This window comes from Natrinema sp. LJW11 (assembly GCF_056135975.1).
On sequence record NZ_JBWBDM010000001.1, the window covers coordinates 17,780 to 42,205 of the forward strand.

Below are 24,426 nucleotides of genomic sequence, written 5' to 3' on the forward strand. Positions count from 1 at the left end.
CGTGAGAACTCGACAGCAGCGTGCTCGGATAACTCGACAGGGCCCGCGGCGCGCGCGTTATCGCGCTTCGCCCGCCGATTTCGTCTTCCGTTCGAACTTCTCGCGGACCTTTTCGACTTTCGGAGCCGCGTGCATCGTACAGTAGGCGTCGTTGGGATTTTTCTCGAAGTAGTCCTGATGCTTCTCCTCGGCGCGATAGAACGTCTCGAGGGACTCGAGTTCGGTCACCACGTCGTCGTCGTACTCCTCGTCGAGCGCCTCGATGTAGGCGTCGGCCTGTCTCCGCTGGTCCTCGTCGTGAGAGAGCACGATGGAGCGGTACTGTGTTCCGACGTCGGGCCCCTGTTTGTTCAGCTGCGTCGGATCGTGGGTGGCGAAGAACACCTCGAGCAGTTCGTCGTACCCGATTACGTCGGGATCGTACTCCACCTGCACGACCTCCGCGTGGCCGGTGTTTCCGGAGCAGACCTCGCGGTACGACGGATCCTCGGCGTGTCCGCCTGCGTAGCCGGACGTGACAGACTCGACGCCCTCGAGTTCCTTCATCGCCGCTTCCGTACACCAGAAGCACCCGCCGCCGAACGTGGCTCGTTCCATACCCTCCAGTAGGGTGCGAACGAGGAAAGGTGTGACGGGGACCGCGGTCGCGGGCAGCGGTCGATCGCTTCCGCCGTGCGAAACGATATGCCGGTGGCAGTCGAACGCCGCGGTATGTCCTGGGACACAGTCCGACTCGAGTGGGACGGAGACATCGCGACGCTCACGGTCGACCGCCCCGACGCGCTCAACGCGTTGAACGTCGAAACGCTCGAGGCGATGGGCGAGGCCCTCGAAACGGCCGCGGACGAGGACGCGCGCGTTCTCGTCCTGACGGGTGCCGGCGACGCGTTCATCGCCGGCGCGGACATCAAATACATGCGGGATCTCTCCGCCGAAGCCGCCCAGGAGTGGGGCGAACTCGGTCACGACGTGGCCGACGCGCTCGAGGCGTTTCCCGCGCCGACGGTCGCCGCGGTCAACGGCTACGCGTTCGGCGGCGGCTGCGAGATGGCCCTGGCCTGCGACCTGCGGGTCGCGGCCGAATCGGCGCTGATCGGCAACACCGAGATCGACCTCGGTATCATTCCGGGCTGGGGAGCTACCCAGCGGCTGCCGCGGCTGGTCGGCGACGAGACCGCGCGCCGAATGATCTTCCTCGGCGAACGGCTCGACGCCGAGTCCGCGGCGGAGGCGGGTCTGTTCGGCGAGGTCGTTCCCGACGACGACCTCGACAACGTCGTCGGAGAACTGGCCACCCGACTCGCCGCACAGCCGGCGTTCGCCATGCGAACCGCCAAAGGGGCCATCAATCGGGGACTCGAGGGCTCTCAGGAGAGCGGGCTCGCGTACGAGAAACGCGCCTTCGCGAGCCTCTTCGGCACGCACGATCAGCGCGAGGGAATGGCGGCGTTCGTCGAGGATCGCGAACCGGAGTTCGAGTGACTCGAGTCTCTCTCTATAGTAGCCACTGAAACGATTTACACACTGATCGCAACGCTGTCGTGCGGTCAGGCGTGCATTGACTTTCAGTGGCTACTATAGCGTTCGTCGACTCGCCAGGTCAGCACGACGCCCTCGTCGAGCCGGTCGACGTCCGCGAGCTCGAGCGTCGGAAAGTCGGCGACGAACCCCTCGCCGTCGGCCAGCGTCGGGGCGTCGCGGCCGCCGATGACCGTCGGGCCGACGAACACCCGTAGCTCGTCGACTAACCCGACCTCGAACAGCGAGAAGATGAGTTCGCCGCCGCCTTCGACCATGATCCGCTCGAGGCCCTGCTCCTGGAGCGTCGCGAACGCGCGGAGGAGGTCGACTCGCTCGTCGCCCGCCGTGAGCAACTCGGCGCGGTCGGCGAGGGCCGCGCGGCGATCGACGGGCGCGTCCTCGCTCAGACAGACGTAGGTCGTCGCCGCGTCGTCGAGGATCGCCGCGTCAGTCGGGGTTCGCCCGCTCGAGTCGACGACGACCCGCGCGGGGTTTGCCGGCCGGCCGTCCTCGCGGCGCTGCGCCCGCAGCTCGTCGTCTTTGACGGTCAGGTGCGGATCGTCCGCGAGGACGGTTCCGACGCCGACCGCGACGGCGTCGCTCTCGGCTCGCAGCCGGTCGACGCGCGCGAAGTCGTCCGCGCCGCTGATCGCGATCTGTTCGCGTCGGCGCGAGGAGAGCTTGCCGTCCGCGCTCGCGGCGGCGTTGACGATGACGTCCATACCCGTGCTGTGGCGGCAGGCGTAAAGAAATCCCCCGATCTCGGGACTCCGTTTCGACGCTCTCTGGGCCGAAAATTTACGGTCTCGTAACAGGTATACGGGACTATATAGTGTTCAATACGAAACATATAAACGACTTATCCGGTCTCGAGGGACTGTTCGAACGCATAACACGTGACGACCGCCAACTCCGCGTTCGACGACACGGTATCGTTCGACCACCGGCATATCGACCTCGAGAACCGAGACGACGTCTACGTCATCGGTGATGTCCACGGCTGTCTCGACGCCCTCGAGGAGTTGCTGGAAACGCTCGATCTCGGCGCGAACGATCTCGCCGTGTTCGTCGGTGACCTGGTCCGAAAGGGGCCGGAGAGCAAGGCCGTCCTCGATCGCGTCAGGCGGTCGCCGCGGCTGGTCTCCGTCCGCGGCAACAACGAGCGAAAGCTGCTCGAGGGCGACGCCTCGCTATCGACTCTCGACGCGGTCGATCACCAGTACTTGGAGTCGCTCCCGACGGCGATATCGTGGGGCGGCGGGCTGGTCGTCCACGGGGGGCTCGATCCGAGCCGACCGCCGTCGGCGCACTCGGGTGACGACGTGCTGACGATGCGGTCGCCGTCCGGCGACGGCTACGACGGCCCGTTCTGGTTCGAGGCGTACGAGGGACCGCCGCGCGTCTTTTTCGGACACACGGTTCTCGAGGAACCGATCGAGCGGGAGTGGGCGGTCGGACTCGACACGGGCTGTGTCTACGGCGGCGAGCTCACGGCCTACGACGTCCGCCGCGACGAGTTGCGCAGCGTCTCCGGAACGGGGCACGTGGAGCGATCGTCCGAGAAATTCGTCACGTCCGATGGGTGACGGCAACGGGGGGATTTCGGGATGAACGAACGAGATTCGGGAGAGAACGACGAGGCAGTATCAACTCCAGGGGAACAGGCAACTGACCGGACGGCGACTGACGAGACGGAGTTCGCGTTTCGGTCGCTACTCGACGGCGGAGACGACGCGGAGACCGGTTCTCGATCGCCCGCTCGAGCCGAGCAGAGCGGGGAATCCGAGTCGACGGAAGACACGGCGGAGAGTGAAGGGACGAGAGAGACGGAGGCCGAGGCGACGACGACCGCGGACGCCGAGTCGGCGGACGGTGCTGCCGGAGTCGAACTGGTCTCCGATACGGCGACTGGAGACGAGGCGACGACCGATACCGCCCCGGATTCGGACGATTCCGATGACTCCGACGATGACGCCGTCGAGATCGAACACGCCGATGCGCCCGGTGGGACCGATTCGGAAACGGATCCCGACCGGAACGAGTTACCGGTCGTCAGGTCAGACGGCGCGGAGACGGCCCGGCCGGCCGTCGATCTCTCGGACCCGTCGTACTACCTGAACCGCGAACTCAGCGAGCTCGCCTTTCAGCGTCGCGTTCTCCACGAGGTACTGGACGCGGATAACCCGCTGTTAGAGCGCGTGAAGTTCCTCGCGATCGTTACGACGAACCTGGACGAGTTCTTCCGCAAGCGTGTCGGCGGGCTGAAACAACAGATCGCGGCCGGCGTGACCGAGGAGACGCCGGACGGCCGCACGCCGCGCGAACAGTGGGAAGCGGCTCTCGAGGAGGCCCGGCCCTTATTCGAACGGCAGGCCGAGTGTTACCGCGAGGAGATCCGTCCGGCGCTGGCCGACGCGGGGATTCACATCCTCGACTACGACGACCTCACGGTGATCGAACGCCGCCAGCTTCGCGAGTACTTCGAGAGCTCCGTCCTGCCGACCCTGACACCGCTGACGTTCGATCCGGCCCACCCGTTCCCGTTCATCTCGAATCAGAGCCTCTCGCTCGCGGTGTTGACGCGGGAACGACCCGGCGCGGAACTGACCTTCTCCCGCGTGAAGATCCCGCGCAACCAGCTCCGGTTCGTCCAGTTCGGCGACGACACCCGGTACGTCCTCTTGGAGGACATCGTCCGGTCGAACCTCGATCTGCTCTTCCCGGACGTCGAAGTCGTCGACACCGCCCTCTTCCGGGTGACCCGCAACGCCGAGGTTAGGCGCGACGAGGAAGTCGCAGAGGACCTGATCGAGATGATCGAGGAAGTCATCGAGGAACGGCGTTTCGCTACCGCCGTCCGGCTCGAGATCGAGCCCGACGCGCCCGAGCGGATCCGCGATATCCTCACGCGCGAACTGGATCTCGACGACCGGGAGGTGGTCCACCTCCACGGACCGCTCGATTACCGCGACTTCGCCGACCTGACCGAACTCGACCGACCCGAGTTAAAACTTCCCGAGTGGTCGCCACAGCCCCATCCTCGACTGGGGCGGTGCGAGGACGCGACGAACGTGTTCGACGCGATCAGCGACGACGACGTGCTCGTCCAACACCCCTATCACTCCTTCGAGGGGACCGTCCAGCGGTTCCTCGAGGCGGCGGCCAACGACCCCGACGTGCTCGCGATCAAGGCCGCGATCTACCGGACCGCGAGCGATTCGCAGATCATCGAGAGCCTGCTCGAGGCCGCGCGCAACGACAAACAGGTCGCCGTCATGGTCGAACTGAAGGCCCGCTTCGACGAGGAGAACAACCTCGAGTGGGCGAAGAAACTGGAGGAGGAGGGGATCCACGTCGCCTACGGAACGATCGGCTACAAGACCCACACGAAGACTTCGCTGGTCGTTCGCGAGGAAGCCGACGGAGTGCGGCTCTACTCGCACATCGGGACCGGCAACTACCACTCCGAGACCGCCAAGAGCTACGAGGATCTCGGATTGCTGACGGCCGATCGGGACATCGGGCAGGACCTCGTCAAACTGTTCAACTACTTCACCGGCCACTCGATGCACCGAGACTACCGGGAGCTCCTCATCGCGCCCGGGAACATGCGCGATCGCTTCGTCGACCTCGTCCGCGCCGAAGCCGAGCGCGCACGCGACGGCGAAGAGGCCCGCATCGTCGCCAAGATGAACCGATTAGAAGACCCGGAGATGGTCCGGGAGCTCTACGAGGCGTCGATGGCCGGCGTCGATATCGACCTGATCGTCCGGGACATCTGTCGGCTCCGGCCCGGCCTCGAGGGCGTCAGCGAGACGATCGACGTCTACAGCGTCGTCGGTCGCTTCCTCGAGCACTCGCGGATCTTCTACTTCCGAGCGGGGGGCGACGGCCGGTACTACATCGGCTCGGCCGACTGGATGACCCGCAACCTCGACAATCGGGTCGAGGCGATCGCGCCGATCAACGATCCGCGACTCCAGCGCCGGCTCAACGGCATCCTCGAGACGCTGCTCTCGGACGACCAGAACCGGTGGGCGATGCGATCGGACGGGAGCTACGAGCGGTGTCGGCCCGCGGGAGACGGCTCGACGAACGCCCACGAGACGTTCATGCGGGCCGCACTCGACGATGTGCGGCCCGGCGTTCGCAAGTAGCGATCGGCGAGTCGCGGGATCACCCCCACCAGTTTTCGGGATGGTGTGGTTTCTCCCGTCTCGTTTCTCAGCGCGTAGCCGGCGGATACGTACTACCATTTGCCGTCGATCCGCACCGGTCGATTTCGCGGTGACCGCCGCTATCCCGGTAGCGAACGGCACCGATAGGGAGTCCCTATGATCCGTACGGACTCCTCAATATCACAATTAGCAGTGGCTTTGTACGTCCCGTCGGTCGGTTCGCATACGCGACTGCTCCCGACCCATGACCGGATCCACCAACGATTACGACGATCACTCATCCCGCCAGCGACTGGCCGCGGCCACGCAATACTCGGAAGAGCCGATCGACCTCGAGTCGATCGTCGTCCGATACGAGAACCGATCCGATCGGTGTACGATTACGCCGCGTGAGTGTCCCGAAGCGGAGCGGATGACGACCTGGCTGTCAGCGGACATCACGGCCGTCGTCGACCTCGCGGACGAACGGTAATACGCCGTTGTGCCGTCTCGGAGCGAGCACAAGAGACCAGTCGGCCGTCAGTCCTCGCGCGCTAGATCGATATCGACTGGCCCGATACCTCCTCTCACCCCGAACTATATATTGATATATATGATAACTGTTGTCGATTGAGGGGTACTGACTTATAGATATCTAAACCCTCCAAATCAGCGTTTTCGTGCCGTGTATCAGGAATCTGTACGGCTCTATAGACTGGTGGATTTATATTGTTTCAGTCTGAAGCGGTTCGTATGGAGACGCGAAAAGTCCAGGTGACTGGCGGGTCGACGTATACCGTATCGCTGCCGAAGACGTGGGCGACGGCCAACGACGTCAGCAGCGGGACGACGGTCGAGTTCTATCCCGAGGACGACGAACTGCTCCTCACTCCCGAACGCGAGACGCGCCGACAGGAGGGGACGCTCGACGTCTCCGGGCTCGCAGATGAACAGTTGATGCGAGCCGTGATGACGATGTACGTCAGCGGTTTCGACGTCATCTCGCTCGAGGCGGGCCGGATCACGACCGAGCAGCGCAGCGCGATCCGCGATGCGACCCAGCGACTCGTCGGGGTCGAGGTCCTCGAGGAAACCAGCGACAGCGTGGTCATCCAGGACTTGCTGGACTCCTCGGAGCTGTCGATCGTCAACGCCGTCACCCGGATGCGCCTGATCGCTAAATCGATGCTCGAGGACGCGGTGACCGCGTTGATCGAGAACGACGACGACATCGCTCGCGACGTGATCGAGCGCGACGACGACGTCGATCGGCTCTGGCTCGTCGTCTCGCGGATCTTCCGCGCGACGCTGCGATCGCCCCGCGCCGTCGAGGAACTCGGCGTCTCGCGCGAGGCCTGTTTCGACTTTCACTCGAGCGCCCGCCAGCTCGAGCGCATCGCCGACCACGCCGTCAAGATCAGCGACATCGCGCTCAAACTCGACGGCTTCCCCGCCGACGTGGCAGACGCCCTCTACGGACTCCACGCCGAAGCCACGAGCGTCTTCGACCAGTCGATGGACGCGCTGTTCGCCGACGATTCCGAAGAGGCCACCCGGCTGGGCCACGACGCGCTCGCGGCCGTCCTCGAGATCGACGAACACACCCGACAGATCGACGATACGCTTCGCGACCTCGAGCCAGCACAGGCCCAGTCGCTGGGGCTGATCGTCGACTCGCTGTCCAGAAGCGCCGACTACGGCGGTAACATCGCCGAGACGGCGTTACAGAAGGCGGCACCGCGGCCCTGAATCCGCGGCAGCGCGGCTCGAAGACGGTGCGCAAAAACCGACCGATCCCCGTCGATCGCTACTCCTCGAGAAGAACGGCGCTGACCTGACCGGTCTGGCCGGGTCGTGACGTGACGCGGGCCTGGCCCTCGCTCGTTTCGATGACGGCACCCTTCGTGATGATGTTCCGGCGGATGTAGTTCGGGTTGGCGTCGTTCTCGACGACGTCCTCGATATTCGCGGACACCGTCTCGTCGCCTTTGTTGACGCTCGCGACGTTCGTGGCGAGCGCTCGCGTCTTCGTGCCGTTACCGCGGACGTCGACGGTCCGGAATCGCGGCTCGCCGACCTCGGTCTCCGTCGGCAGTCGACCGAGTTCGTCCTTGCGGCGATTTCGAACGTTCTTCAGTCGGCCACCGGTTCGCTTGCGCGTAGAGCGTCCCTGATCTTGCATACCCAATCAAAATCTTGGCGTCTACTTGAATGCACTGCTACGAAATTCCCGCTGTGAGCGCACCACGAGGATGTCGACGCCCTTTGGTCTAGCTCTCATAGTAGTGATGCGGTTTCTCTACGTAAACGACCACGGGCCGGGTGACCCGTGGCTTTTCTTGTTCCCTCAGCCTATATCTTAGAGTCGTGAATGGAACCAGGGTCTCACCAGAACGATTATGCTCGATCCCACTCTACGTGGGAATATGGCGAAGGTAGATTCAAAGGGACGGATCGTCCTTCCACAGGAGGTGCGAGAACGCCTCGGTATCACTCCCGGTACCGAAGTCGAAATTCGCGAGGAAGACGGGAAAGCGGTCGTCAAGCCCGAAGACGATCCCGAACGGATTCTCGACCGTATGGAACAGCTCGTCGCGGAGACGGCTTCTCGAGACGGGGAGACGACTTCACTCGACGAAGGCGTCGATCCGATCGCCCAGAAACACAGAAACGCTGTCCGGCGAGGAGCTGAGAAAGATAGCGATGAGTGACGCGGGTGATCCGTATTTATTCGACGTCGGAGTGATCGCTCTCGCACATACGGAGACTCCGGTTCGTGATGCTGCGCTCTCGTATATTCGAGATGCCATCGCCGGTGAGATAGAAGCCGTTGTGCCGTATCCTGCGCTATTCGGAGCACACGCTGTCCTGACGACGTACTACGGACAATCGAACGCGGATGCGTCTCGGCTTCTACAGAATTTCATGGATGCGAAGCGAATTCACTGGTACGACCGAATGCCCGACGAGATCGTACGCGGTGGATTTGCTCGAGCGGACTGTGCGAATATCGGTGGTTGGGACGGATACTATGCCCAGGTGGCGATCGAAGAAGAAGTAAACACCGTACTAACAATTGACTACGACTTCGAACGGTTCGATGCGTTCGCCACCGAAGTCATTCTCTCATCCGACGAATTTAGTGAATTGAACGGATTTCTCGAAACCTGATTCCGTCCCTCGCTGTGACCAGTATCCTCCCCGCCCGGAAGGGTGGGCGGAGCTTTCTCCTCGATCTTCCGCAACGTACTGAGAAACGACAGTCGTCATTCGTCCGGGGCCAGACAGTACGCACGGCCGGGCTTCTCGAGGACCGTCTCCTCGTCGTCGTCGTAGTAGTTCGAGAAGACGCCGCGCTCGGCGTAGTAGATCCGGCCGTCGCGGGGGATCGCGCCGCTGGTGACGTGGCCGCGGTTTTCGACGCGCCAGCGCCGGTCGCCGGTCTCCCTGTCGAGTGCGTACAGGTGGGCGTCGTAGGAGCCGACTAGTATCGTTTCGGCCGTGGCGGTGACCGAGCCGATGACGTGGCCGCCGACGTCCGTCGACCACAGTTCGTCGCCGCTCGCGGCCTCGAGCGCGTAGACGCGGTGGCTATCGCTGCCGACGTAGACCACTCCTCGGTCGGGGTCGATCGCCGGATTCGACATGACGACGTCGCCGGTGTCGAACGACCACTCCTCGCTGCCGTCGGCGAGATCGAGGCGGTAGAACCGGCCGTCCCAGGAGCCGACGAACGCCGCGCCGTCGTAGGTCGGAATCGTCCCCTTGATCTGAGCCCCCAGATTGAACCGGCCGTCGGCCATCGATTCGCCGTCGGGGCCGCCCTCGCCGCCCGCCTGGAACGACCAGGCGAACTCGAGGGAGGGAAATTCCCAGCAGTAGACGACGCCGTCGTTGGAGCCGGTGACGAGGCGGCCGGCCTCGCAGTCGATCGCTGGCGAGGGATGGGGCATCCCCCAGATGCGGTCGTCGCTCCAGGTCGGATTCCCGGTCGCCGCGTCGACCTCCCACAGCGCGCCGCTGGCGGGGTTCTTGTGTTCGGTGAGGAGATAGAGCGAGCCGTCGACGTACGCGGGGCTCGAGCCGATCGCGATCGCCCCGTCGAACTCGTGCACTCGGGTCTGCCAGATCGTCCGTCCGGAGTCGATGTCGATGGCGTAGAGTTCGCCGTCGTAGCCGCCGATGTAGGCGGTGCCGTCGGCGATCGCCGGCGTCCCGTGGAAACCGAGGCTTCTGCCGGCTCCCGTCTCGCGTTCCCAACGGTGTTCGCCGCTCGGTTTGACGGCGTGAACTCTACCGTCGTCACCGGCGATCAACACCGTCTCGCCGTCGGGCGTCGGTCGAGGTGTCGATTTGGCCGCGGTGTGACCGATGCGGTTGACCGGGAACGACCAGTCGACGCGCACCGACGACGGGACGGTTTCCTCGGGGTAGTAGCCGTACCGTCGCAGTCCGCGACGGAACATCGACACGTCGTCGTCCGCCGGTAGCGGCACGTAGCCGTCCGCCGTCTCAGCGGTGCTGGCGACGGCGGAACAGTCGGGTGGCGACCGGTACTGTCGACCGACGCAACCGGCGAGACCGACGGCTCCGGCAGTCCCCGCGGTACTGAGAAGCCGTCGTCTGGTGACTCGAGCACCGCCGGCCTCGGAGGCGCTCCGATCGGACCCGGCCTCGTGGGCCGCATGCCCGGAGTCGGCTCCGGAGACCGCTCGATCAGCTTCGGCCTCGTGGACCGCCTGCTCGGAATCGCCGTTCCGACCGGAATCGCCGCCTCGTGGGTCGGCCGCGTGCTCGCTCACCGTCTCACTCCTGCTGGGCGTCGACGACCGCAACGCCGGCGAGGTTCACGATGTCCTTGACCTCGTCGCCCCGCTGGAGAACGTGAACCGGCTCGTCCATGCCGACCAGCATCGGCCCGATCGCGTCCGCGCCGCCGAGGCGCTGGAGCAGTTTGTAGCCGATGTTACCCGACTCGAGGTTCGGGAAGACGAGCACGTTCGCGGGCTGCTCGAGGTCCGAAAAGCCGTAGGTCCCCTCGAGGATGTCCTCGACGACGGCGGTGTCGGCCTGCATTTCGCCGTCGACCGGGAAGTCGACTTCGGGGTCGTCCTGGAGCATCGAGGCCGCCTTTCGCGGTTTGCGCGTCCCCTCGTTGTCGACGCTGCCGAAGTTCGAGTACGAGAGTAAGGCGGCGCGCGGTTCGACGTTGAACCGCCGGGCGAGTTTCCCGGTTTGTTTGGTAACCTCCGCGAGGACGTCCTCGTCGGGGGCCTGGTTGACCGTCGCGTCGGCGACGAAGATAACGCGGTTTTTGAACGCGAGCAGGTAGACGCCGGCGGCGTAGTCGACGTCGTCGGCGGTGCCGATCACCTGCAGCGGCGGTCGGAGCGCCGACGGATAGTGATGCGAAAGGCCGGTCAGGAGCGCGTCGGCGTCGCCCTGCTCGACCATCACGCTGCCGAAGTAGTTGGTGTCGCGTTCGATGAGTTCGCCGGCTTCGCTCCGCGTGATCCCCTTGCGCGAGCGGAGTTCGTGAAGCCGGTCGCCGTACTCCTCGTAGTCGCCGACGGTCGGATCGGCCACGGTCGGATCGAAGTCGAGGCCCAAGTTTGCGGACGTCTGTTTGATCTCGTCTTCGTCCCCGATGAGGACGGGGAGGGCGATCCCCTGCTCCTGGATCTGGTAGGCCGCTCGGATCATCTTCTCGTTTTCGCCCTCCGCGAGCGCGACCGTCTTGGGATCGCTCTTGGCCTTGTTGAGGACGACGCGCATCATCTCGCGCGATTTTCCGAGGCGGGCCTCGAGTTCCTCCTCGTACGCTTCGAGGTCGATCTCGGTGCGGGCGGCACCGGATTCCATCGCGGCCTCGGCGATCGCCGGTGCGACGCGGAAGAGCACCCGCGGATCGACGGGTTTGGGAATGATGTAGTTCGGGCCGTACTGAATCGGCTCGTCGCCGTAGGCCTTGACGACCGCGTCGGGAACGTCCTGCCGGGCGAGTTCGGCCAGCGCCTCGGCGCAGGCGACTTTCATGTCTTCGTTGATCTCGGTGGCGCGAACGTCGAGCGCACCGCGGAAGATGAAGGGGAAGCCGAGGACGTTGTTGACCTGATTCGGGTAGTCCGAGCGACCGGTCGCCATGATAACCGTATCGTCGCGGGCTGCTTTGGCGTCCTCGTAGCCGATCTCCGGGTCGGGGTTGGCCATCGCGAAGACGATCGGATTGTCGGCCATGGACTGGACCATCTCCTCGGAGACGATCCCGCCGATCGAGAGGCCGACGAAGACGTCCGACCCCTCCATCGCGTCCGCGAGCCCTCCTTCGGGAACGTCGCGGGCGAACTGCCGTTTGTACTCGTTGACGTCGCCCGCCGCCGCGCGCTCTTCGGTGATGATCCCCGAGGAATCACACATCGTGATGTTCTCCTTTTTACAGCCCAGCGAGACGTAGAACCGCGCCGTCGCGATCGCGCTCGCGCCCGCTCCCGAGAACGTGATCTCGAGTTCCTCGAGCGACTTCCCCGCGACGTCGGCGGCGTTGAGGAGCGCCGCGCCGGAGATGATCGCGGTGCCGTGTTGGTCGTCGTGGAAGACCGGGATGTCGATCTCCTCGCGCAATCGCTCCTCGACCGTGAAACACTCGGGCGCTTTGATGTCCTCGAGGTTGACGCCGCCGAAGGTGGGTTCCATCATCTTGACGGCCTCGACGAGTTTGTCGGGGTCGGCTTCGTCGAGTTCGATGTCGAAGACGTCGATATCGGCGAAGCGCTTGAACAGGACGCCCTTGCCCTCCATGACCGGTTTCGACGCTTGCGCGCCGATGTCGCCCAGTCCGAGCACGGCGGAACCGTTCGAAACGACGCCGACGAGGTTGCCCTTGGCCGTGTACTGGTACGCGTCGGTCTCGTCCGCGTCGATCTCGAGACACGGCGCGGCCACGCCCGGCGAGTACGCGAGCGAGAGATCACGCTGCGTATTCGTCGGTTTCGTGGTCGAAATCTCTATTTTCCCCGGCGGATCGGTGCGGTGATACTCCAGTGAATCCTCGTCTAATCCCATACCGGGGACACTGCGGGGGAGTACTAAAAACAATGCGAAGGGGAGTTTCGACAGCTGTCGAAGCCCCCGGTTGTGCGGGGGACCCAAATTGCCTGCAAGCAGATGCGCTGATTCGACCGTTTTATACGCACCGCGCAAGTGAGATGGGGTATGGACGTCGCGCTTGGTGGGACCTTCGACCCCGTTCATGACGGCCATCGACGGCTGTTCGAACGGGCGTTCGAACTCGGGGACGTGACGGTCGGGTTGACCAGCGACGAACTCGCACCGAAGTCTCGAGATGTCGATCGACACGTCCGATCGTACGACGAACGCGAGGACGCGCTCGCTGCCGAACTCGAGTCGATCGCGACCGACTACGACCGCGAGTTCGAGATTCGAATGCTCGAATCCCCGACGGGGATCGCGACCGAACCGCAGTTCGACTACCTCGTCGTCTCCCCCGAAACTCGCGAGGGCGGCAAACGGATCAACGAGATCCGCCGCGAGAACGGGTACGACCCGCTCGAGGTGGTCGTCGTCCCCCACCTCCTCGCGGACGACGGCGACATCATCTCGAGCACCCGGATCGTCACGGGCGAGATCGACGAGCACGGGGCCGTCATCGACGACTGAGACGGTTTGCTCTCCCGATCTACCGGGCTCGACCGCAGGCCGGTTGCGGTCGCGCCGGAACTGACTGACGGCAGCCCGTCTGAGTGGCGCAGCTATCGGTTCCCGTCGAGCGAACGGACGAATCCTCTCTTGTCACCTGTGCCGATTGGCCGAAAAATCGGCGCCGGATCGCGCTCGTAGCATCTGGTTATGCCGAATCAGTCCACCACTGCGCCGGGAAACGGAGATTGTACGAGAGCGCTACCAGCGGGGCGGTTCGAGACCGGCCGACTCGAGCAGTTCCTTCCAGCGGGACTGGATCGACAGTCGGGAGACGTCGGCAGCGTCGGCGACTGCGCCCTGAGTGCGACCGTCGCCGGCGACGAGCGAACCGGCGTAAAGGCTGGCAGCGAGCACCGCTCGCTTCGATCGATCGGCGTCCGGAACGTCTGCGAGGAAGAGATCGGCCGCGCACGATCGAGCCTCGCTCGTCAACTCCAGTCGGTCGGCGACGGTCTCGAGTTCCGCGAGCCACGGTTCGTATTCGATGCGATCCCGGGCGCTGTGCATACGTCGAGGTATCGGATCGGGCGGGATAAACGTGTGGTCCGACCGCGCGATTTCGCCGGTCGGCCGAGACGACCCCGACACGATCCCGTCGCCTCCCAATAGAGTACTACGGATGGCAACGGTCCGCTACGAATATTCCAGAAAACCGGCCGTTCTCCGTCGATTTCACTAGGTGATAACTACTAAACCAACCGTCTATCGAAGCGGTAGTCGACGCCAGCCGTCGGTGTCGGTTCACGACGCTTCATGAAAGAGCCAACTTGCAAACTCGTCTGTACCGGCTGTGGACTCGAGATGCCGTATCGGGAGCGGTCGCTGGCCGAGCAGGCCGCGGAGCTCCACCAGCTTCGGGATCCGGAGCACGTGACGTTTATCGTCCCGCCCGACTGGTCGCCAGAAGAGCCGGTGAAACGCCCTTGACGTGGACCGACAGCTACTTACTCGACTCGAGAAAAGTCGGGACCGGGCGCGGGTAGCCAAGCTAGGCCAACGGCGCAGCGCTTAGGACGCTGTCCCGTAGGGGTCCGCCGGTTCGAATCCGGTCCCGCGCACTGCGAGGCGCGATCGAAGTGAGCGCCTCGGTTTTGCGAACGGTGAGCGAAGCGAGCAGTTCGGAGTGAGAGCAAGAGCGGATTCACAGCCAGAGGACGAGCGAGGCGAAGTCCTCGCGATTCGAGTGCGGGTCCGCGCAGTTCCCGTTCAGCAAAAACAAATTCAGGGGAAGTTTTAGTTTAGCGGAACGACGTGTCAGACGTGTTTGATTCTTCGTCCGATCGGCCGCTGGTACGCCGGTACTACCTCTACCGGGCCACGCTGTCGGTCGGATTCGTCACGCCTATCTTTACGCTGTTTCTCCTGCGGTCGCTGACGTTCACGCAGGTCGGAGTGCTGTCGGCGCTGTACGCCGTGGTGGCGGTCGTGGGTGAAGTGCCGACAGGCTACGTCGGCGATCGATTCGGCCGCCGGACGAGTATGCTGCTCAGCGTGGCGTTCGTCGTCGGGTCGCTCGCGGGATTCGTTATCGCCGACGGTTTTCTCTCGTATGCGTTCCTATACGTCCTCTGGGCGCTGGCGCTGACGTTTCGCACCGGGAGCATGGACGCGTGGCTGTACGATACCCTCGACGAACGGCTCGAGGCCGGACAGTTCAGTCACGTCCGAGGTCGGGGCGATGCGGTGCAGAACTGGACGGCAGCGGTATCGATGATGGCGGGCGGCTTGCTGTACGGGCTGGAACCCGCTTCCCCGTTCGTCGCCGCGGCCGCGTTCAGTAGCCTCGGCTTCGTCACCCTGCTCTCACTGCCAAAGAACCGCCAGTACGCCGACCGCGGCGACGGGGAATCGGATCGGTTCGGTCCGCTGGAAGCCTTCGTCGTCGTTCGCGAGCATCTCTCCCGACCACCGTTGCTATCGCTGGTACTGTACGTCGGGTTGTTTTACGCCGTCGTCGGCGTCGCTCACACCTATCTCCAACCGATAACGATCGAGACGCTCGCTCCATCCGCCGGTAGTTTCGGCGTCCGGATCCCGGCTCGTGGCGCGACCGCGGCGGCGCGCTCGGGCGAGGCGGGAGCACCGCTTGCATTCGGATTGGGTGTGATGTACGCCGCCCTTACCGCAGTGTCGTCCGTGGGCGGCTACTACGCGGGCGCCGTCGAAGACCGCTTTGGCGTCCGGCGGTCCGTGTTGGTCGTGCCAGCGGTGACGGCCGTCGCACTCGTCGTACCGCTGTGGGTTGCGCTGCTGGCACTGCCGACGTTCGCGACGATGCGATCGGCGATACCGCTAGTACAGCCGATCGCCAACGGGTACATCAACGACCATGCCGATGAGGTCGGGCGAGCGACGCTGCTCTCCGCGGTGTCGATGTTTTCTATGACGCTCCGGGCACCGCTGGCGCTCGGGGCTGGAATGCTGGCTGATGCGACGACGGCGACCGCGGCAATCGCGGCAATCGGCGGTCTTTTTCTCGTGGTCGGTAGCTCGGTCTGGCTATTCGGTGACGTTGCACCCGAGACCGGGGCCGCTGTCGGGGAGCGGTCCGATCCGCCGGCGTCGTGAGTCTGTCGGCCGCTGCCTCAGAACCGCGAACGCACCCGCAACTGACGTCGTCGAAAACGGTGACGAGCAGCGGTTCCGAGTCCGCGAACCGATACCAGTGCCGAAGTCGCAGAAATCGCTCGTAGTTCTGTATGAGACGGCCGATGAGTGGCTGCCACGGTGGCATCGTGACAGCGGTTCGCGGTCCCGATACAGTCGCGTTTGAACGCACCCATCGTGACCGCGAAAGTTGTTAGCCGTCACTCGAGTCCCTGATCCGCGGGACCCACAAATAATACGGATCGGAACAGGTCTCACTGACTGAGAAACGGGGCGCTGGCGTCGTTTTTCACCCCACAACTGACGACTACGCCGTCATCCCGAAACCGAATACGGAGAGATCACAGCTGTTTGAATGGGACCGAATTCGGATAGGATCGACAGACGTGCGTCAGACGCCCCATAACGCTTATTCGCGCTGGACCGAGTTGTAGTATCAATGGCCGGGATAGACGACGTGTTCGGGGATCTCTTCGCGAGTGTCGATGCCGTCGTACTCTTTTCACCGAGCGGTTCGTACTACGAGCGGTTCGTAGCCGTCGAGGACCTCGACGTGGTCGTCGTCGGCACGGAAAACGCCGTGGGTGCGGAGACGTTCGTCGAACTCCCCCTCGAGTTCGAGGACATCTCCGAGCGGATCCGGTTCGGGCTCGAGGGCGCGCTCGAACAGGGCGTGATCGAGGACGGTGACGAACTCGCCTGTGCGACGAGCGTCTTCGGGGACGGAATCGATACGGTTTCTCGCGTCCGCGCTGACGCGGAAAACCACACCGGAATATACGACATCTTCGCCAAATCCCGCGCGGACCCCGAAGTGGTCAAGGCGGTCCTCGAGCTGGCGATCGAACTGGGACAGAAGGGGCAGAAGGGCAAACCCGTCGGCGCGCTGTTCGTCGTCGGCGACGCGGGGAAGGTGATGAACAAGTCCCGCCCGCTTTCGTACAACCCCTTCGAGAAGTCCCACGTCCACGTCGGCGACCCGATCGTGAACGTCATGCTAAAGGAGTTCTCGCGGCTCGACGGCGCGTTCATCATCTCGGACGCGGGGAAGATCGTCTCCGCGTACCGCTACCTCGAGCCCTCGGCGGAGGGGGTCGACATTCCGAAGGGGCTCGGCGCGCGCCACATGGCCGGCGGCGCGATCACGCGGGATACCAACGCGATCGCGATCGTGCTCTCGGAGAGCGACGGGCTCGTCCGGGCGTTCAAGGGCGGTGAACTCATTTTGGAGGTCGATCCGGAGGCGTACTGATATGGTGGACTGGCAGATGTTCGTCAACGAGCCGGCCGTCATCGCCGCGGCGGTGCTCGCGCTCGGGCTCGTCGTCGGCTATCTCGTCGGCAGGCTCAACGAGGAGTTGCTCTCGGCCTCGGGCGTCCCCGAAGCCGTCGAGGGAACGCCGTTCGAGCGGACGGCCCAGTCGATCGGGACCTCGACGGTCGAAATCGTCGCCCGGCTGAGTTCCTGGTTCATCTACGGGATCGCGGTGCTCACGGCGATCCACATCGCGCAGTTGCTGGACACCGACGCGTTCTGGCTCCGCATCACCGAGTTTATCCCGCAGTTGTTCATCGCCGTGCTCGTGCTCATTCTGGGATTCATCGTCGCGGACAAGTCGGAACTGATCGTCAGCGAGTATCTGCGGGGCGTCAAGCTCCCCGAGGTGTCGGTCATCCCGAAACTGGTCAAGTACTCCGTGCTGTACGTCACGTTCATCATCGCGCTCGGCCAGATCGGCGTTCACGTGCTGGCGCTGTTGATCCTGCTGACGGTGTACGCCATCGGGATCGTCATCGTCGGCACCGTCGCCTTCAAGGACTTTCTCGTCTCGAGCGCCGCCGGTATCTATCTCCTTCTCAACCAGCCCTACGGGATCGGCGACGAGGTCCGAATCGGCGACCAGACGGGCATCGTCCAGGAGGTCGACCTGTTCGTCACCAAGATCGAGGACGACTCGGAGGAGTACATCGTCCCGAACCGCAAGGTCTTCGAGAACGGCGTCATTCGGATGCGAGACTAACGCGGGGAACTCGTCGGTTCCGGGGCAATTCGGTTCCGGAGCGCTACTCGAGCGAGAGGCCGGCGTGCCAGCGGTCGACGCCCGCCTCTCGTTTGACGGCGTCCATTTTCGCCAGCAAGTGGGTCGCGAGCGTCGCGGTTTCGGCGGCGCGGGACTCTCCTTCGGTCCGGAACTCGCCGGTTTCACGGTTGGCGTAGACGGTACAGACGGCGCCGCCCCGGAGCCCGTAGAGGTTCGCGAGCGTGAGGATAGCGCTGGCCTCCATCTCGATGTTGGTGACGTTCGCCGCTTTGAGATCGTCGACTAACTCGTCGGCTCCGGCGGCTTCGAAGCCGCCGAACCCGGGCCGGCCCTGGCCGGCGTAGAACGAGTCCGCGCTCATCGTCACGCCGGTGTGATAGTCGTAGCCGAGCCGTTCGGCGGCGGCGACGAGCGCGGAGACGACCTCGTAATCGGCGGCGGCCGGATAGTCCTCTCGCACGTACTCGTCGCTGGTCCCCTCCTGGCGGACCGCGCCGGTCGTGATTACCAGATCGCCGACGGCCATCTCGGGTTGGATCGCGCCGCAGGAGCCGACTCGAATGAACGTCTCGACGCCGACTCGAGCGAGTTCCTCGACGGCGATCGCGGCGGAGGGGCTGCCGATGCCGGTCGAGGTGACCGAGATCGGCGTTCCGTCGGTCTCACCGGTCGCCGTTCGGTACTCGCGGTGGTGGGCCCGCATCTCGTAGTCGTCCCAGAACGCGACGATCTTCTCGAGGCGTTCGGGGTTTCCGGGGAGGAGCACGGTCTCGGCGACGTCGTCGGGAGCGACCTCGAGGTGGTACTGCACGTCGGCGTTCGGATCTTCGCTGTCGTGAGACATTGAATAGCGTCGATTCGATCCGACGCTGTATATAAATGCGGGGCGCGCGTATCGGTCCGGATATGGCTCGAGGAACGCTCACGGACACCTACGTCGCTGCGATCCAGCACGAACTGGTCGACCTCCCGGCGGATGCGACACGTGTGGGTGTCGTTCGACAACCGACGTCGTGGTTCCACGCGGCGGTCGACGAGAACATCCCGGAACTCGGGCCGCCCACGGACTTGCTCGAGTCCATGCGCGACGCCGAGGAGGACATGAAGATGCAGGGGCTCTGTGAGGAGGGAGCCCACAACGCCGCGTGGGACCAGGTCGGGTTCGGCGAGGCGTATCGCGAGCATCTCGAGAACGCTGCCGAGGCGCAGGCGGCGGTCGCTTCGCTGGACGAGCGACTGTCAGCCGGCGAGTCGCTGGCGCTGGTCTGCTACGAGAACACCGAGAAGAAGCGCTGTCACCGGACGATTCTCAAGGAGTTCCTCGAGGCGCAGGCTTGAGTGGGAGGGTTGCTTACGGACGACGTGATGCTCGAATTCGCGACGGACGACCGAACGGACGGCGAGATCGCACGGCTCGTCAAAACCGTCGTCACCCCGCGACCGATCGCCTGGATCAGTACGGTAAGCGACGCGGGCGTCGACAACCTCGCGCCGTTCAGTTCGTACAACTACGTCTCACTGAAAGAACCGACCGTGCTGTTCAACACGCCGAACGGAGAGCGAAGCGAGCTGAAGGACACGGCCCGCAACGCGCTCGAGAGCGGCGAGTTCGTCGTCAATATCGTCACGGAAGCCGATATCGAGCGGATGGATCACACCGCCGCGGCGCTCCCGGCGGACGAAAGCGAGTTCGATCTCGTCGACATCGAACGCGGCGAGTCGCGAACGGTTTCGCCGCCGCGAGTGGCGGACGCGACCGTTTCGATGGAGTGTACGCTCCACGATTCGATCGAGGTCCACGACAAGCTGATGGTCCTCGGCGACGTTCAGTACGTCCACGTCGACGACGAGTTCCTGACCGACGGAAAACTCGATTCTCGCGACCTCGATACCGTCGGTCGACTCGGCGGACCCTACTACACCGTTTCCGATCCGCTGCCGTTCGAACGACAGTTCTGAAAACTGCGCGTTGCGAGTTACTCGAGCGTTTCCTGGCTGATCGTGTTCGGGAGCAGTTCGCCGAGCGTGTACTCGGTGGGCTTCGCTTCCTCACCCTCGTCGCAGTAGACGACGAGGTCGTCGTCGCAGAACTCCGTCAGCGTCTGCCGGCACATCCCGCAGGGGGTGACGCCGTCGCGGCGGCCCGAACTCACGGCCAGCCGAGCGAACTCCCGGTGGCCGTTCTTGACCGCCTCCGCGATCGCGACCACCTCCGCGTGGAGGCTGTTGCTGAAGTTCGCGTTCTCGAGGTTGCAGCCGACGAAGACCTCGCCATCCGCGGTCTCGAGGGCGGCACCGACCCGGTACTCGGAGTAGGGAACGTGCGCTCGGTCCTGGACGTCGCGAGCGGCGTCGATGAGATCGCTGGCCGTCATGACGGATGATAGCTCGAGCGCGTCCAAGAAGGCATCGACCGGAGCGGAATCGCCACAGATCACGAAGCGGCTTAGTCCTCGCCGGATTCGTAATCTTCACCGGCGGCCTCGGGCAGTCGGGTACGGCCGACGAACACGAGGACGACGATCACCGTCACGTACGGGATCGTCCGGATGAGCTCGGTCGGGATGGCGTAGCCGGCCGCCTGGAGGCTGTTTTGCATCGAGGTAAGTCCCGCGAAGAGGAACGACCCGAGTAGGGCACCGAGCGGGTGGTAGTTCGCGAGCAGGTAGGTTGCGATCGCGATGAACCCGCGGCCGGCGATGTCGGTTTGCCCGCCGCCGGCGAAGGTTCCGAGCTGGCCGAGCGCGAAGCCCGCGCCGCCGAGGCCGGCGAAGACGCCCGAGAGGAGGACCGCGGCGTAGCGGATCTTTCGGACGTCGACGCCGGCCGTGTCGAGGGCCTTCGGGTTCTCACCGCTGGCGACGACCCAGCGGCCGAAGCTCGTCCGGGAGAGCAGGTACCAGCCTGCCACCGCCCCGAAAAGCATGAGATACACCTGCGGTGGCGTATCGAACAGCAGGTAGCCAAATATCGGAATCTCCGACAGCAGCGGGATCGTGACGGGTTTGAACGTCCCCATGGTGGTGGCGTTCGGACTTCCGAAGACGATTCGGGAGACGAACGGTGCGAGTCCAAGGGCGATGAGCCAGACCGCGAGTCCGGCGATAATCTGATCGGCCTTGAACTCGATGCAAACGATCGCGAAGATCAGCGCGAACAGGACGCTGACGACGACGCCGACGACTAGTCCCCACCAGTGGTTCGATAGCCCCAGCGTCGTGCTCCCGGAACCGAGCCAGTAGGTGGCGACGATCGAACTGAACCCCGAGACGATGAGCAGTCCTTCGATCCCGATGTTGATGACACCGCTCTTTTCGGCGAAGATGCCGCCGATCGCGGCGAGCGCGATGGGGACGGCGAGCCGGAGCGTCGCCGTGTGCGTGTTCGGACTCGCAACGATCGAGAGCAAGACGCCGGGCCACGAGTCGGGGGCGAGCAGTCCGACGACGATCCAGACGACAGTGAGAGCCGCGGCTGCCCCAGCGGTTCGCTTCGAGACCAGGTCACTCATCGACTTCACCTCCCTCACCGCCGTCCGCGCGAGCCGGCTGGGAGGTCCCCGTGGGACGGAACCGGCGTCCGACCATCCGGAAGAATTCCGGCATCGCGACGAAGAGGATAATCAGTCCCGTCAGAATGCCGACAAGCTCCGGCGGCACGTCGGTTCCCGTCCCGATCGAGCGCGATCCGCTCTGGAGCACGCCGAACAGGAACGCCGCCGCACCGACGCCGACCGGACTGTTGCCGGCCAGCACCGAGACGGCGATCCCGTCGAAGCCGAGCGAGGGTACGTTCTCCAGCCAGCGTCCGTGAACCATGAGCACCCAGAACGCGCCGCCGATGCCGCCGAGTGCGCCCGAGAGGGTCATGCTCGCGACGGTCATGCGTCGGTCGTCGACCCCGCCGTAGGCGGCGGCTTCGGGCTGGAGGCCGCTCGTCCGCAGTTCGTACCCGAACGAGGTTCGAGCGAACAGCCAGGCGATCCCGATCATGAGCGCGACGGCGAAGACCAGCGCGAGCAGCGAGAAGTCCATCCGACCGCTGAACCCGATCAGGGGGAGGTTCGGAATCTCCGCGTACTCGGGCACGGGTCTCGTCTGGGGGTTGTTACTGTTTGGGTCCTGGAACTGCCAGGACAGCACCGTCGCCGTGACGCCGGTCGCAACGAAATTGAGCATGATCGTCGTGATGACCTCGTTGGCGTCGCCGTACGCCTTCAGTACGCCCGGAATCGCACCGTAGAACCCGCCGACCACTGCACCTGCGAATACGCCCAGCGGGATGAGGACGACCGTTCCGACGAACCCGCCTGGGACGATCGCCGCCGCGTAGACGACGGTGATGGCCGTCGCCAGCCCGCCGACGACCAGCTGTCCCTGCGTTCCGATGTTGAGCAGGCCGGCGCGGAACGCCACCGCGACGGACAGCCCCGCGAAGATCAGCAGCGTCGTTCGCTGGAGCGTCGTCGCGAAGCCGAAATTGGTGAGCTCCCAGCCGCTCTCGAGCGGGTGGCCGAGCGCGCCGAGGAACAGCTCGTAGTAGACCTGCATCGGGTTGTAACAGAACGTCCAGCCGCCCAGATCGAGGCCGGTCCGGCAGGTGGCAAAGCCGCCGGACACGAACACGAGCACCCCGCCGACGAGGACGGCTGCGAACAGCGCTGCGGCGCTGATGAGGACCCGTTCGAGGGCTGACGCTTCGATGAGGCGATCAAGGAGCTCCTCGAGTCGATCCCTCATCGGCCGTCACCTCCGAAGGATCCGGCCTCGTCGCGCTGGTCCGGCCGTTGGCCGGCCATGAGCAAGCCGAGTTCTTCTTCGGTCACGTCGTCGGGGGTCGTGACGTCGATGAATTCACCCTCGTAGATCACTGCCAGCCGGTCGGAGAGGGCCTGTACTTCCTCGAGGTTCGAGGAGACGAGCAGTATCGCGACGCCCTCCCGCCGAAGGTCGAGCAGGCGCTCGTGGATGAACTCGGTCGACCCGATGTCGACCCCGCGAGTGGGGTGGGTTGCGACGACGAGCGACGGGTCGCGTTCGAACTCACGGCCGACGATGAACTTCTGCTGATTCCCGCCCGAGAGGGATTGCGCGTCGGCGTCGGCGTCCGGCGGTCGGACGTCGTAGGTCTCGATAATCCCCTCGGCGTGATCGCGGACTCCGGGCCAATCGATCCGGCCACCGGTGGCGAATCTGGGCGAGCGCTGGCTGCCGAGGACGCCGTTCTCGACGAGGTCGAACGGCATGACGAGTCCGCGCTCGTGGCGGTCCTCCGGAATGTAGGCCATCCCGTTTTCGATCCGCTGGCGGCGAGACCACTCCGTGATGTCCGTTCCGTCGTAGGCGATCGTGCCCTCGTCGGGCGCCGTCAGACCGGTGATCGCCTCGACCAGTTCGGCCTGTCCGTTGCCGTCGACGCCCGCGATACCGAGAATTTCGCCAGCGTGCACGCTGAGGTCGATCCCCGAAACGACCTCGATATCGCGGGCGTCCCTGACGATGACATCGTCCGCCGAGAGGACGATGTCACCGGTCTCGACTGGCTCGGATTCGGCCTCGAGGAGGACCTCCCGACCGACCATACGCTCGGCCAACTCTTCTCGGCTCGTGCCGTCCGGATCGACAGTCCCGACGGACTTCCCGTCCCGGAGGACGGTGATCGCGTCGGCGGCGTGCGTCGCTTCCTCGAGTTTGTGCGTGATGAAAATAATCGTCTTCCCCTGATCGGTGAGTTCCTCGAGGACCTCGTAGAGTCCCTCGACCTCCTGAGGCGTAAGGACGGCGGTTGGTTCGTCGAGGATGAGGACCTCGGCACCGCGGAACAGCGCCTTGAGGATCTCGACGCGCTGCTGGACGCCAACGCTCACGTTTTCGATCGTCGCGTCCGGATCGACGTCGAAGCCGTACCGGTCGCAGAGATCGCGAATCTCGCGGTCGATGCGGTCGTGGTCGACCGCCATTCCGAACCACTTCGTGGGTTCGTTTCCCAGCGCGATGTTCTCGGCGACCGTCATCGGATCGACCAGCATGAAGTGCTGGTGGATCATCCCGATGCCGGCGTCGATCGCGTCTCGAGGCGAGCCGAACGATCGGTCCTCGCCGTCGACGACGACGCGGCCCTCCTCGGGCTCGTAGAGCCCGTAGAGGACGTTCATCAGCGTCGTCTTTCCGGCCCCGTTCTCACCGAGTAGGGCGTGGACGGTCCCCCGTTCGACGCGAAGGTCGACGTCGTCGTTCGCGACGACTCCGGGGAATCGCTTGGTGATGCCGTCGAGGTGGACGGCGAGGTCGCTACCCGTACTTTTCTGTTCGGCTGTTCCCGAAACCACCCTCGTACTCGGTCCCGTCTCGTCAATCGTTCCCGCTCCGGAATCGCTCATG

General features: G+C 64.5%; 25 protein-coding genes and 1 tRNA gene. 15 read left to right on the top strand and 11 right to left on the bottom strand.

Annotated elements, in window-relative coordinates; translation table 11 throughout:
- Positions 1 to 57 precede the first annotated feature (57 nt).
- Entirely contained in the window at positions 58 to 597 is a 540-nt protein-coding gene (msrA, locus tag AC0QDI_RS00105) for a peptide-methionine (S)-S-oxide reductase MsrA (RefSeq protein WP_474664039.1), read from the bottom strand.
- Between the two features lie 114 nt (positions 598 to 711).
- Between msrA and AC0QDI_RS00110 the strand changes: the two genes are divergently transcribed.
- Complete coding sequence (locus AC0QDI_RS00110) at positions 712 to 1,482, top strand: enoyl-CoA hydratase/isomerase family protein (RefSeq protein ID WP_474664041.1); 771 nt, start codon at positions 712 to 714, stop codon at positions 1,480 to 1,482.
- An 83-nt stretch (positions 1,483 to 1,565) separates the two neighbouring features.
- Here AC0QDI_RS00110 and AC0QDI_RS00115 read toward each other — a convergent pair whose 3' ends face one another.
- A complete protein-coding gene (locus tag AC0QDI_RS00115) occupies positions 1,566 to 2,243 on the bottom strand; it encodes a 2,5-diamino-6-(ribosylamino)-4(3H)-pyrimidinone 5'-phosphate reductase (RefSeq protein ID WP_474664043.1) in 678 nt (225 codons plus the stop codon).
- A 174-nt stretch (positions 2,244 to 2,417) separates the two neighbouring features.
- On the opposite strand from AC0QDI_RS00115, the gene AC0QDI_RS00120 reads away from it, so the two are divergent.
- The 4 genes from AC0QDI_RS00120 (at position 2,418) to AC0QDI_RS00135 (ending at position 7,427) form a co-directional block, all read left to right on the top strand.
- Entirely contained in the window at positions 2,418 to 3,107 is a 690-nt protein-coding gene (locus AC0QDI_RS00120) for a metallophosphoesterase (RefSeq protein WP_474664045.1), read from the top strand.
- 21 nt (positions 3,108 to 3,128) lie between these two features.
- A complete protein-coding gene (ppk1, locus tag AC0QDI_RS00125; protein ID WP_474664047.1) occupies positions 3,129 to 5,678 on the top strand; it encodes a polyphosphate kinase 1 in 2,550 nt (849 codons plus the stop codon).
- 265 nt (positions 5,679 to 5,943) lie between these two features.
- Complete coding sequence (locus AC0QDI_RS00130) at positions 5,944 to 6,171, top strand: DUF7511 domain-containing protein (protein ID WP_474664049.1); 228 nt, start codon at positions 5,944 to 5,946, stop codon at positions 6,169 to 6,171.
- Between the two features lie 260 nt (positions 6,172 to 6,431).
- Positions 6,432 to 7,427: a PhoU domain-containing protein gene (locus AC0QDI_RS00135; RefSeq protein WP_474664051.1), complete on the top strand. Its 996-nt coding sequence runs from the start codon at positions 6,432 to 6,434 to the stop codon at positions 7,425 to 7,427.
- A gap of 58 nt (positions 7,428 to 7,485) precedes the next feature.
- Here the strand turns inward: AC0QDI_RS00135 and AC0QDI_RS00140 are convergent, their stop codons facing one another.
- Entirely contained in the window at positions 7,486 to 7,860 is a 375-nt protein-coding gene (locus AC0QDI_RS00140) for a 30S ribosomal protein S8e (RefSeq protein ID WP_474664053.1), read from the bottom strand.
- A 244-nt stretch (positions 7,861 to 8,104) separates the two neighbouring features.
- Between AC0QDI_RS00140 and AC0QDI_RS00145 the strand changes: the two genes are divergently transcribed.
- Together AC0QDI_RS00145 and AC0QDI_RS00150 are read left to right on the top strand one after the other, a co-directional pair.
- Entirely contained in the window at positions 8,105 to 8,389 is a 285-nt protein-coding gene (locus AC0QDI_RS00145) for an AbrB/MazE/SpoVT family DNA-binding domain-containing protein (RefSeq protein WP_474664055.1), read from the top strand.
- Positions 8,382 to 8,849 (top strand): hypothetical protein, encoded by a 468-nt coding sequence (locus AC0QDI_RS00150; protein ID WP_474664057.1) that lies wholly within the window; start codon positions 8,382 to 8,384, stop codon positions 8,847 to 8,849. Before AC0QDI_RS00145 ends, AC0QDI_RS00150 begins: the two co-directional genes overlap by 8 nt.
- Positions 8,850 to 8,944: 95 nt before the next feature.
- Here the strand turns inward: AC0QDI_RS00150 and AC0QDI_RS00155 are convergent, their stop codons facing one another.
- The gene (locus AC0QDI_RS00155; RefSeq protein WP_474664059.1) at positions 8,945 to 10,480 is read right to left on the bottom strand and encodes an outer membrane protein assembly factor BamB family protein; all 1,536 of its coding nucleotides are present in this window, start codon (positions 10,478 to 10,480) and stop codon (positions 8,945 to 8,947) included.
- Between the two features lie 4 nt (positions 10,481 to 10,484).
- Positions 10,485 to 12,740, bottom strand: a complete 2,256-nt coding sequence (locus AC0QDI_RS00160; protein WP_474664061.1) for an NADP-dependent malic enzyme — start codon at positions 12,738 to 12,740, stop codon at positions 10,485 to 10,487.
- A 150-nt stretch (positions 12,741 to 12,890) separates the two neighbouring features.
- Here AC0QDI_RS00160 and AC0QDI_RS00165 point away from each other — a divergent pair, with 150 nt between their 5' ends.
- Positions 12,891 to 13,355 carry a phosphopantetheine adenylyltransferase gene (locus AC0QDI_RS00165; RefSeq protein WP_474664063.1) on the top strand — a complete coding sequence of 155 codons (465 nt, stop codon included), beginning with the start codon at positions 12,891 to 12,893 and terminating at the stop codon, positions 13,353 to 13,355.
- A 240-nt stretch (positions 13,356 to 13,595) separates the two neighbouring features.
- Here the strand turns inward: AC0QDI_RS00165 and AC0QDI_RS00170 are convergent, their stop codons facing one another.
- On the bottom strand, positions 13,596 to 13,904 hold the full coding sequence (locus tag AC0QDI_RS00170) for a transcription initiation factor IIB family protein (protein WP_474664065.1): 309 nt from the start codon (positions 13,902 to 13,904) through the stop codon (positions 13,596 to 13,598).
- Positions 13,905 to 14,150: 246 nt separating this feature from the next.
- Between AC0QDI_RS00170 and AC0QDI_RS00175 the strand changes: the two genes are divergently transcribed.
- The 5 genes from AC0QDI_RS00175 (at position 14,151) to AC0QDI_RS00195 (ending at position 18,025) form a co-directional block, all read left to right on the top strand.
- A complete protein-coding gene (locus AC0QDI_RS00175) occupies positions 14,151 to 14,324 on the top strand; it encodes a hypothetical protein (RefSeq protein ID WP_176548193.1) in 174 nt (57 codons plus the stop codon).
- A gap of 46 nt (positions 14,325 to 14,370) precedes the next feature.
- Positions 14,371 to 14,455 (top strand) — tRNA-Leu (locus tag AC0QDI_RS00180).
- A gap of 202 nt (positions 14,456 to 14,657) precedes the next feature.
- Complete coding sequence (locus AC0QDI_RS00185; protein WP_474664067.1) at positions 14,658 to 15,965, top strand: MFS transporter; 1,308 nt, start codon at positions 14,658 to 14,660, stop codon at positions 15,963 to 15,965.
- 478 nt (positions 15,966 to 16,443) lie between these two features.
- A complete protein-coding gene (dacZ, locus tag AC0QDI_RS00190) occupies positions 16,444 to 17,256 on the top strand; it encodes a diadenylate cyclase DacZ (protein WP_098726178.1) in 813 nt (270 codons plus the stop codon).
- Between the two features lies 1 nt (position 17,257).
- Positions 17,258 to 18,025, top strand: a complete 768-nt coding sequence (locus AC0QDI_RS00195; protein WP_474664069.1) for a mechanosensitive ion channel family protein — start codon at positions 17,258 to 17,260, stop codon at positions 18,023 to 18,025.
- A gap of 43 nt (positions 18,026 to 18,068) precedes the next feature.
- Here the strand turns inward: AC0QDI_RS00195 and AC0QDI_RS00200 are convergent, their stop codons facing one another.
- The gene (locus AC0QDI_RS00200; protein ID WP_474664071.1) at positions 18,069 to 18,890 is read right to left on the bottom strand and encodes a nucleoside phosphorylase; all 822 of its coding nucleotides are present in this window, start codon (positions 18,888 to 18,890) and stop codon (positions 18,069 to 18,071) included.
- A 62-nt stretch (positions 18,891 to 18,952) separates the two neighbouring features.
- On the opposite strand from AC0QDI_RS00200, the gene AC0QDI_RS00205 reads away from it, so the two are divergent.
- Both AC0QDI_RS00205 and AC0QDI_RS00210 read left to right on the top strand, forming a co-directional pair.
- Entirely contained in the window at positions 18,953 to 19,384 is a 432-nt protein-coding gene (locus AC0QDI_RS00205) for a DUF488 family protein, N3 subclade (RefSeq protein WP_474664073.1), read from the top strand.
- Positions 19,385 to 19,411: 27 nt separating this feature from the next.
- Entirely contained in the window at positions 19,412 to 20,005 is a 594-nt protein-coding gene (locus AC0QDI_RS00210; RefSeq protein WP_474664075.1) for a flavin reductase family protein, read from the top strand.
- 17 nt (positions 20,006 to 20,022) lie between these two features.
- On the opposite strand, the gene cdd is transcribed toward AC0QDI_RS00210, so the two are convergent.
- The 4 genes from cdd to AC0QDI_RS00230 all read right to left on the bottom strand — a co-directional run bounded on the left by cdd (position 20,023) and on the right by AC0QDI_RS00230 (position 24,425).
- Entirely contained in the window at positions 20,023 to 20,421 is a 399-nt protein-coding gene (gene cdd / locus AC0QDI_RS00215; RefSeq protein ID WP_474664077.1) for a cytidine deaminase, read from the bottom strand.
- Between the two features lie 71 nt (positions 20,422 to 20,492).
- Entirely contained in the window at positions 20,493 to 21,557 is a 1,065-nt protein-coding gene (locus AC0QDI_RS00220) for an ABC transporter permease (protein ID WP_474664079.1), read from the bottom strand.
- Positions 21,550 to 22,785: an ABC transporter permease gene (locus tag AC0QDI_RS00225; protein WP_474664081.1), complete on the bottom strand. Its 1,236-nt coding sequence runs from the start codon at positions 22,783 to 22,785 to the stop codon at positions 21,550 to 21,552. Before AC0QDI_RS00225 ends, AC0QDI_RS00220 begins: the two co-directional genes overlap by 8 nt.
- Positions 22,782 to 24,425, bottom strand: coding sequence for an ABC transporter ATP-binding protein (locus AC0QDI_RS00230; RefSeq protein WP_474664083.1), 1,644 nt, complete (start codon positions 24,423 to 24,425; stop codon positions 22,782 to 22,784). Before AC0QDI_RS00230 ends, AC0QDI_RS00225 begins: the two co-directional genes overlap by 4 nt.
- Between the last annotated feature and the right edge of the window lies 1 nt (position 24,426).

What these genes read in the sequence shown, in the direction of transcription:
- msrA (WP_474664039.1), bottom strand. Translation starts at nt 597, where the DNA reads ATGGAACGAGCCACGTTCGGCGGCGGGTGCTTCTGGTGTACGGAAGCG.
- AC0QDI_RS00110 (WP_474664041.1), top strand. Translation starts at nt 712, where the DNA reads ATGTCCTGGGACACAGTCCGACTCGAGTGGGACGGAGACATCGCGACG.
- AC0QDI_RS00115 (WP_474664043.1), bottom strand. Translation starts at nt 2,243, where the DNA reads ATGGACGTCATCGTCAACGCCGCCGCGAGCGCGGACGGCAAGCTCTCC.
- ppk1 (WP_474664047.1), top strand. Translation starts at nt 3,129, where the DNA reads ATGAACGAACGAGATTCGGGAGAGAACGACGAGGCAGTATCAACTCCA.
- AC0QDI_RS00130 (WP_474664049.1), top strand. Translation starts at nt 5,944, where the DNA reads ATGACCGGATCCACCAACGATTACGACGATCACTCATCCCGCCAGCGA.
- AC0QDI_RS00135 (WP_474664051.1), top strand. Translation starts at nt 6,432, where the DNA reads ATGGAGACGCGAAAAGTCCAGGTGACTGGCGGGTCGACGTATACCGTA.
- AC0QDI_RS00140 (WP_474664053.1), bottom strand. Translation starts at nt 7,860, where the DNA reads ATGCAAGATCAGGGACGCTCTACGCGCAAGCGAACCGGTGGCCGACTG.
- AC0QDI_RS00145 (WP_474664055.1), top strand. Translation starts at nt 8,105, where the DNA reads ATGGCGAAGGTAGATTCAAAGGGACGGATCGTCCTTCCACAGGAGGTG.
- AC0QDI_RS00150 (WP_474664057.1), top strand. Translation starts at nt 8,382, where the DNA reads ATGAGTGACGCGGGTGATCCGTATTTATTCGACGTCGGAGTGATCGCT.
- AC0QDI_RS00160 (WP_474664061.1), bottom strand. Translation starts at nt 12,740, where the DNA reads ATGGGATTAGACGAGGATTCACTGGAGTATCACCGCACCGATCCGCCG.
- AC0QDI_RS00165 (WP_474664063.1), top strand. Translation starts at nt 12,891, where the DNA reads ATGGACGTCGCGCTTGGTGGGACCTTCGACCCCGTTCATGACGGCCAT.
- AC0QDI_RS00170 (WP_474664065.1), bottom strand. Translation starts at nt 13,904, where the DNA reads ATGCACAGCGCCCGGGATCGCATCGAATACGAACCGTGGCTCGCGGAA.
- AC0QDI_RS00175 (WP_176548193.1), top strand. Translation starts at nt 14,151, where the DNA reads ATGAAAGAGCCAACTTGCAAACTCGTCTGTACCGGCTGTGGACTCGAG.
- dacZ (WP_098726178.1), top strand. Translation starts at nt 16,444, where the DNA reads ATGGCCGGGATAGACGACGTGTTCGGGGATCTCTTCGCGAGTGTCGAT.
- AC0QDI_RS00195 (WP_474664069.1), top strand. Translation starts at nt 17,258, where the DNA reads ATGGTGGACTGGCAGATGTTCGTCAACGAGCCGGCCGTCATCGCCGCG.
- AC0QDI_RS00200 (WP_474664071.1), bottom strand. Translation starts at nt 18,890, where the DNA reads ATGTCTCACGACAGCGAAGATCCGAACGCCGACGTGCAGTACCACCTC.
- AC0QDI_RS00205 (WP_474664073.1), top strand. Translation starts at nt 18,953, where the DNA reads ATGGCTCGAGGAACGCTCACGGACACCTACGTCGCTGCGATCCAGCAC.
- AC0QDI_RS00210 (WP_474664075.1), top strand. Translation starts at nt 19,412, where the DNA reads ATGCTCGAATTCGCGACGGACGACCGAACGGACGGCGAGATCGCACGG.
- cdd (WP_474664077.1), bottom strand. Translation starts at nt 20,421, where the DNA reads ATGACGGCCAGCGATCTCATCGACGCCGCTCGCGACGTCCAGGACCGA.
- AC0QDI_RS00220 (WP_474664079.1), bottom strand. Translation starts at nt 21,557, where the DNA reads ATGAGTGACCTGGTCTCGAAGCGAACCGCTGGGGCAGCCGCGGCTCTC.
- AC0QDI_RS00225 (WP_474664081.1), bottom strand. Translation starts at nt 22,785, where the DNA reads ATGAGGGATCGACTCGAGGAGCTCCTTGATCGCCTCATCGAAGCGTCA.
- AC0QDI_RS00230 (WP_474664083.1), bottom strand. Translation starts at nt 24,425, where the DNA reads ATGAGCGATTCCGGAGCGGGAACGATTGACGAGACGGGACCGAGTACG.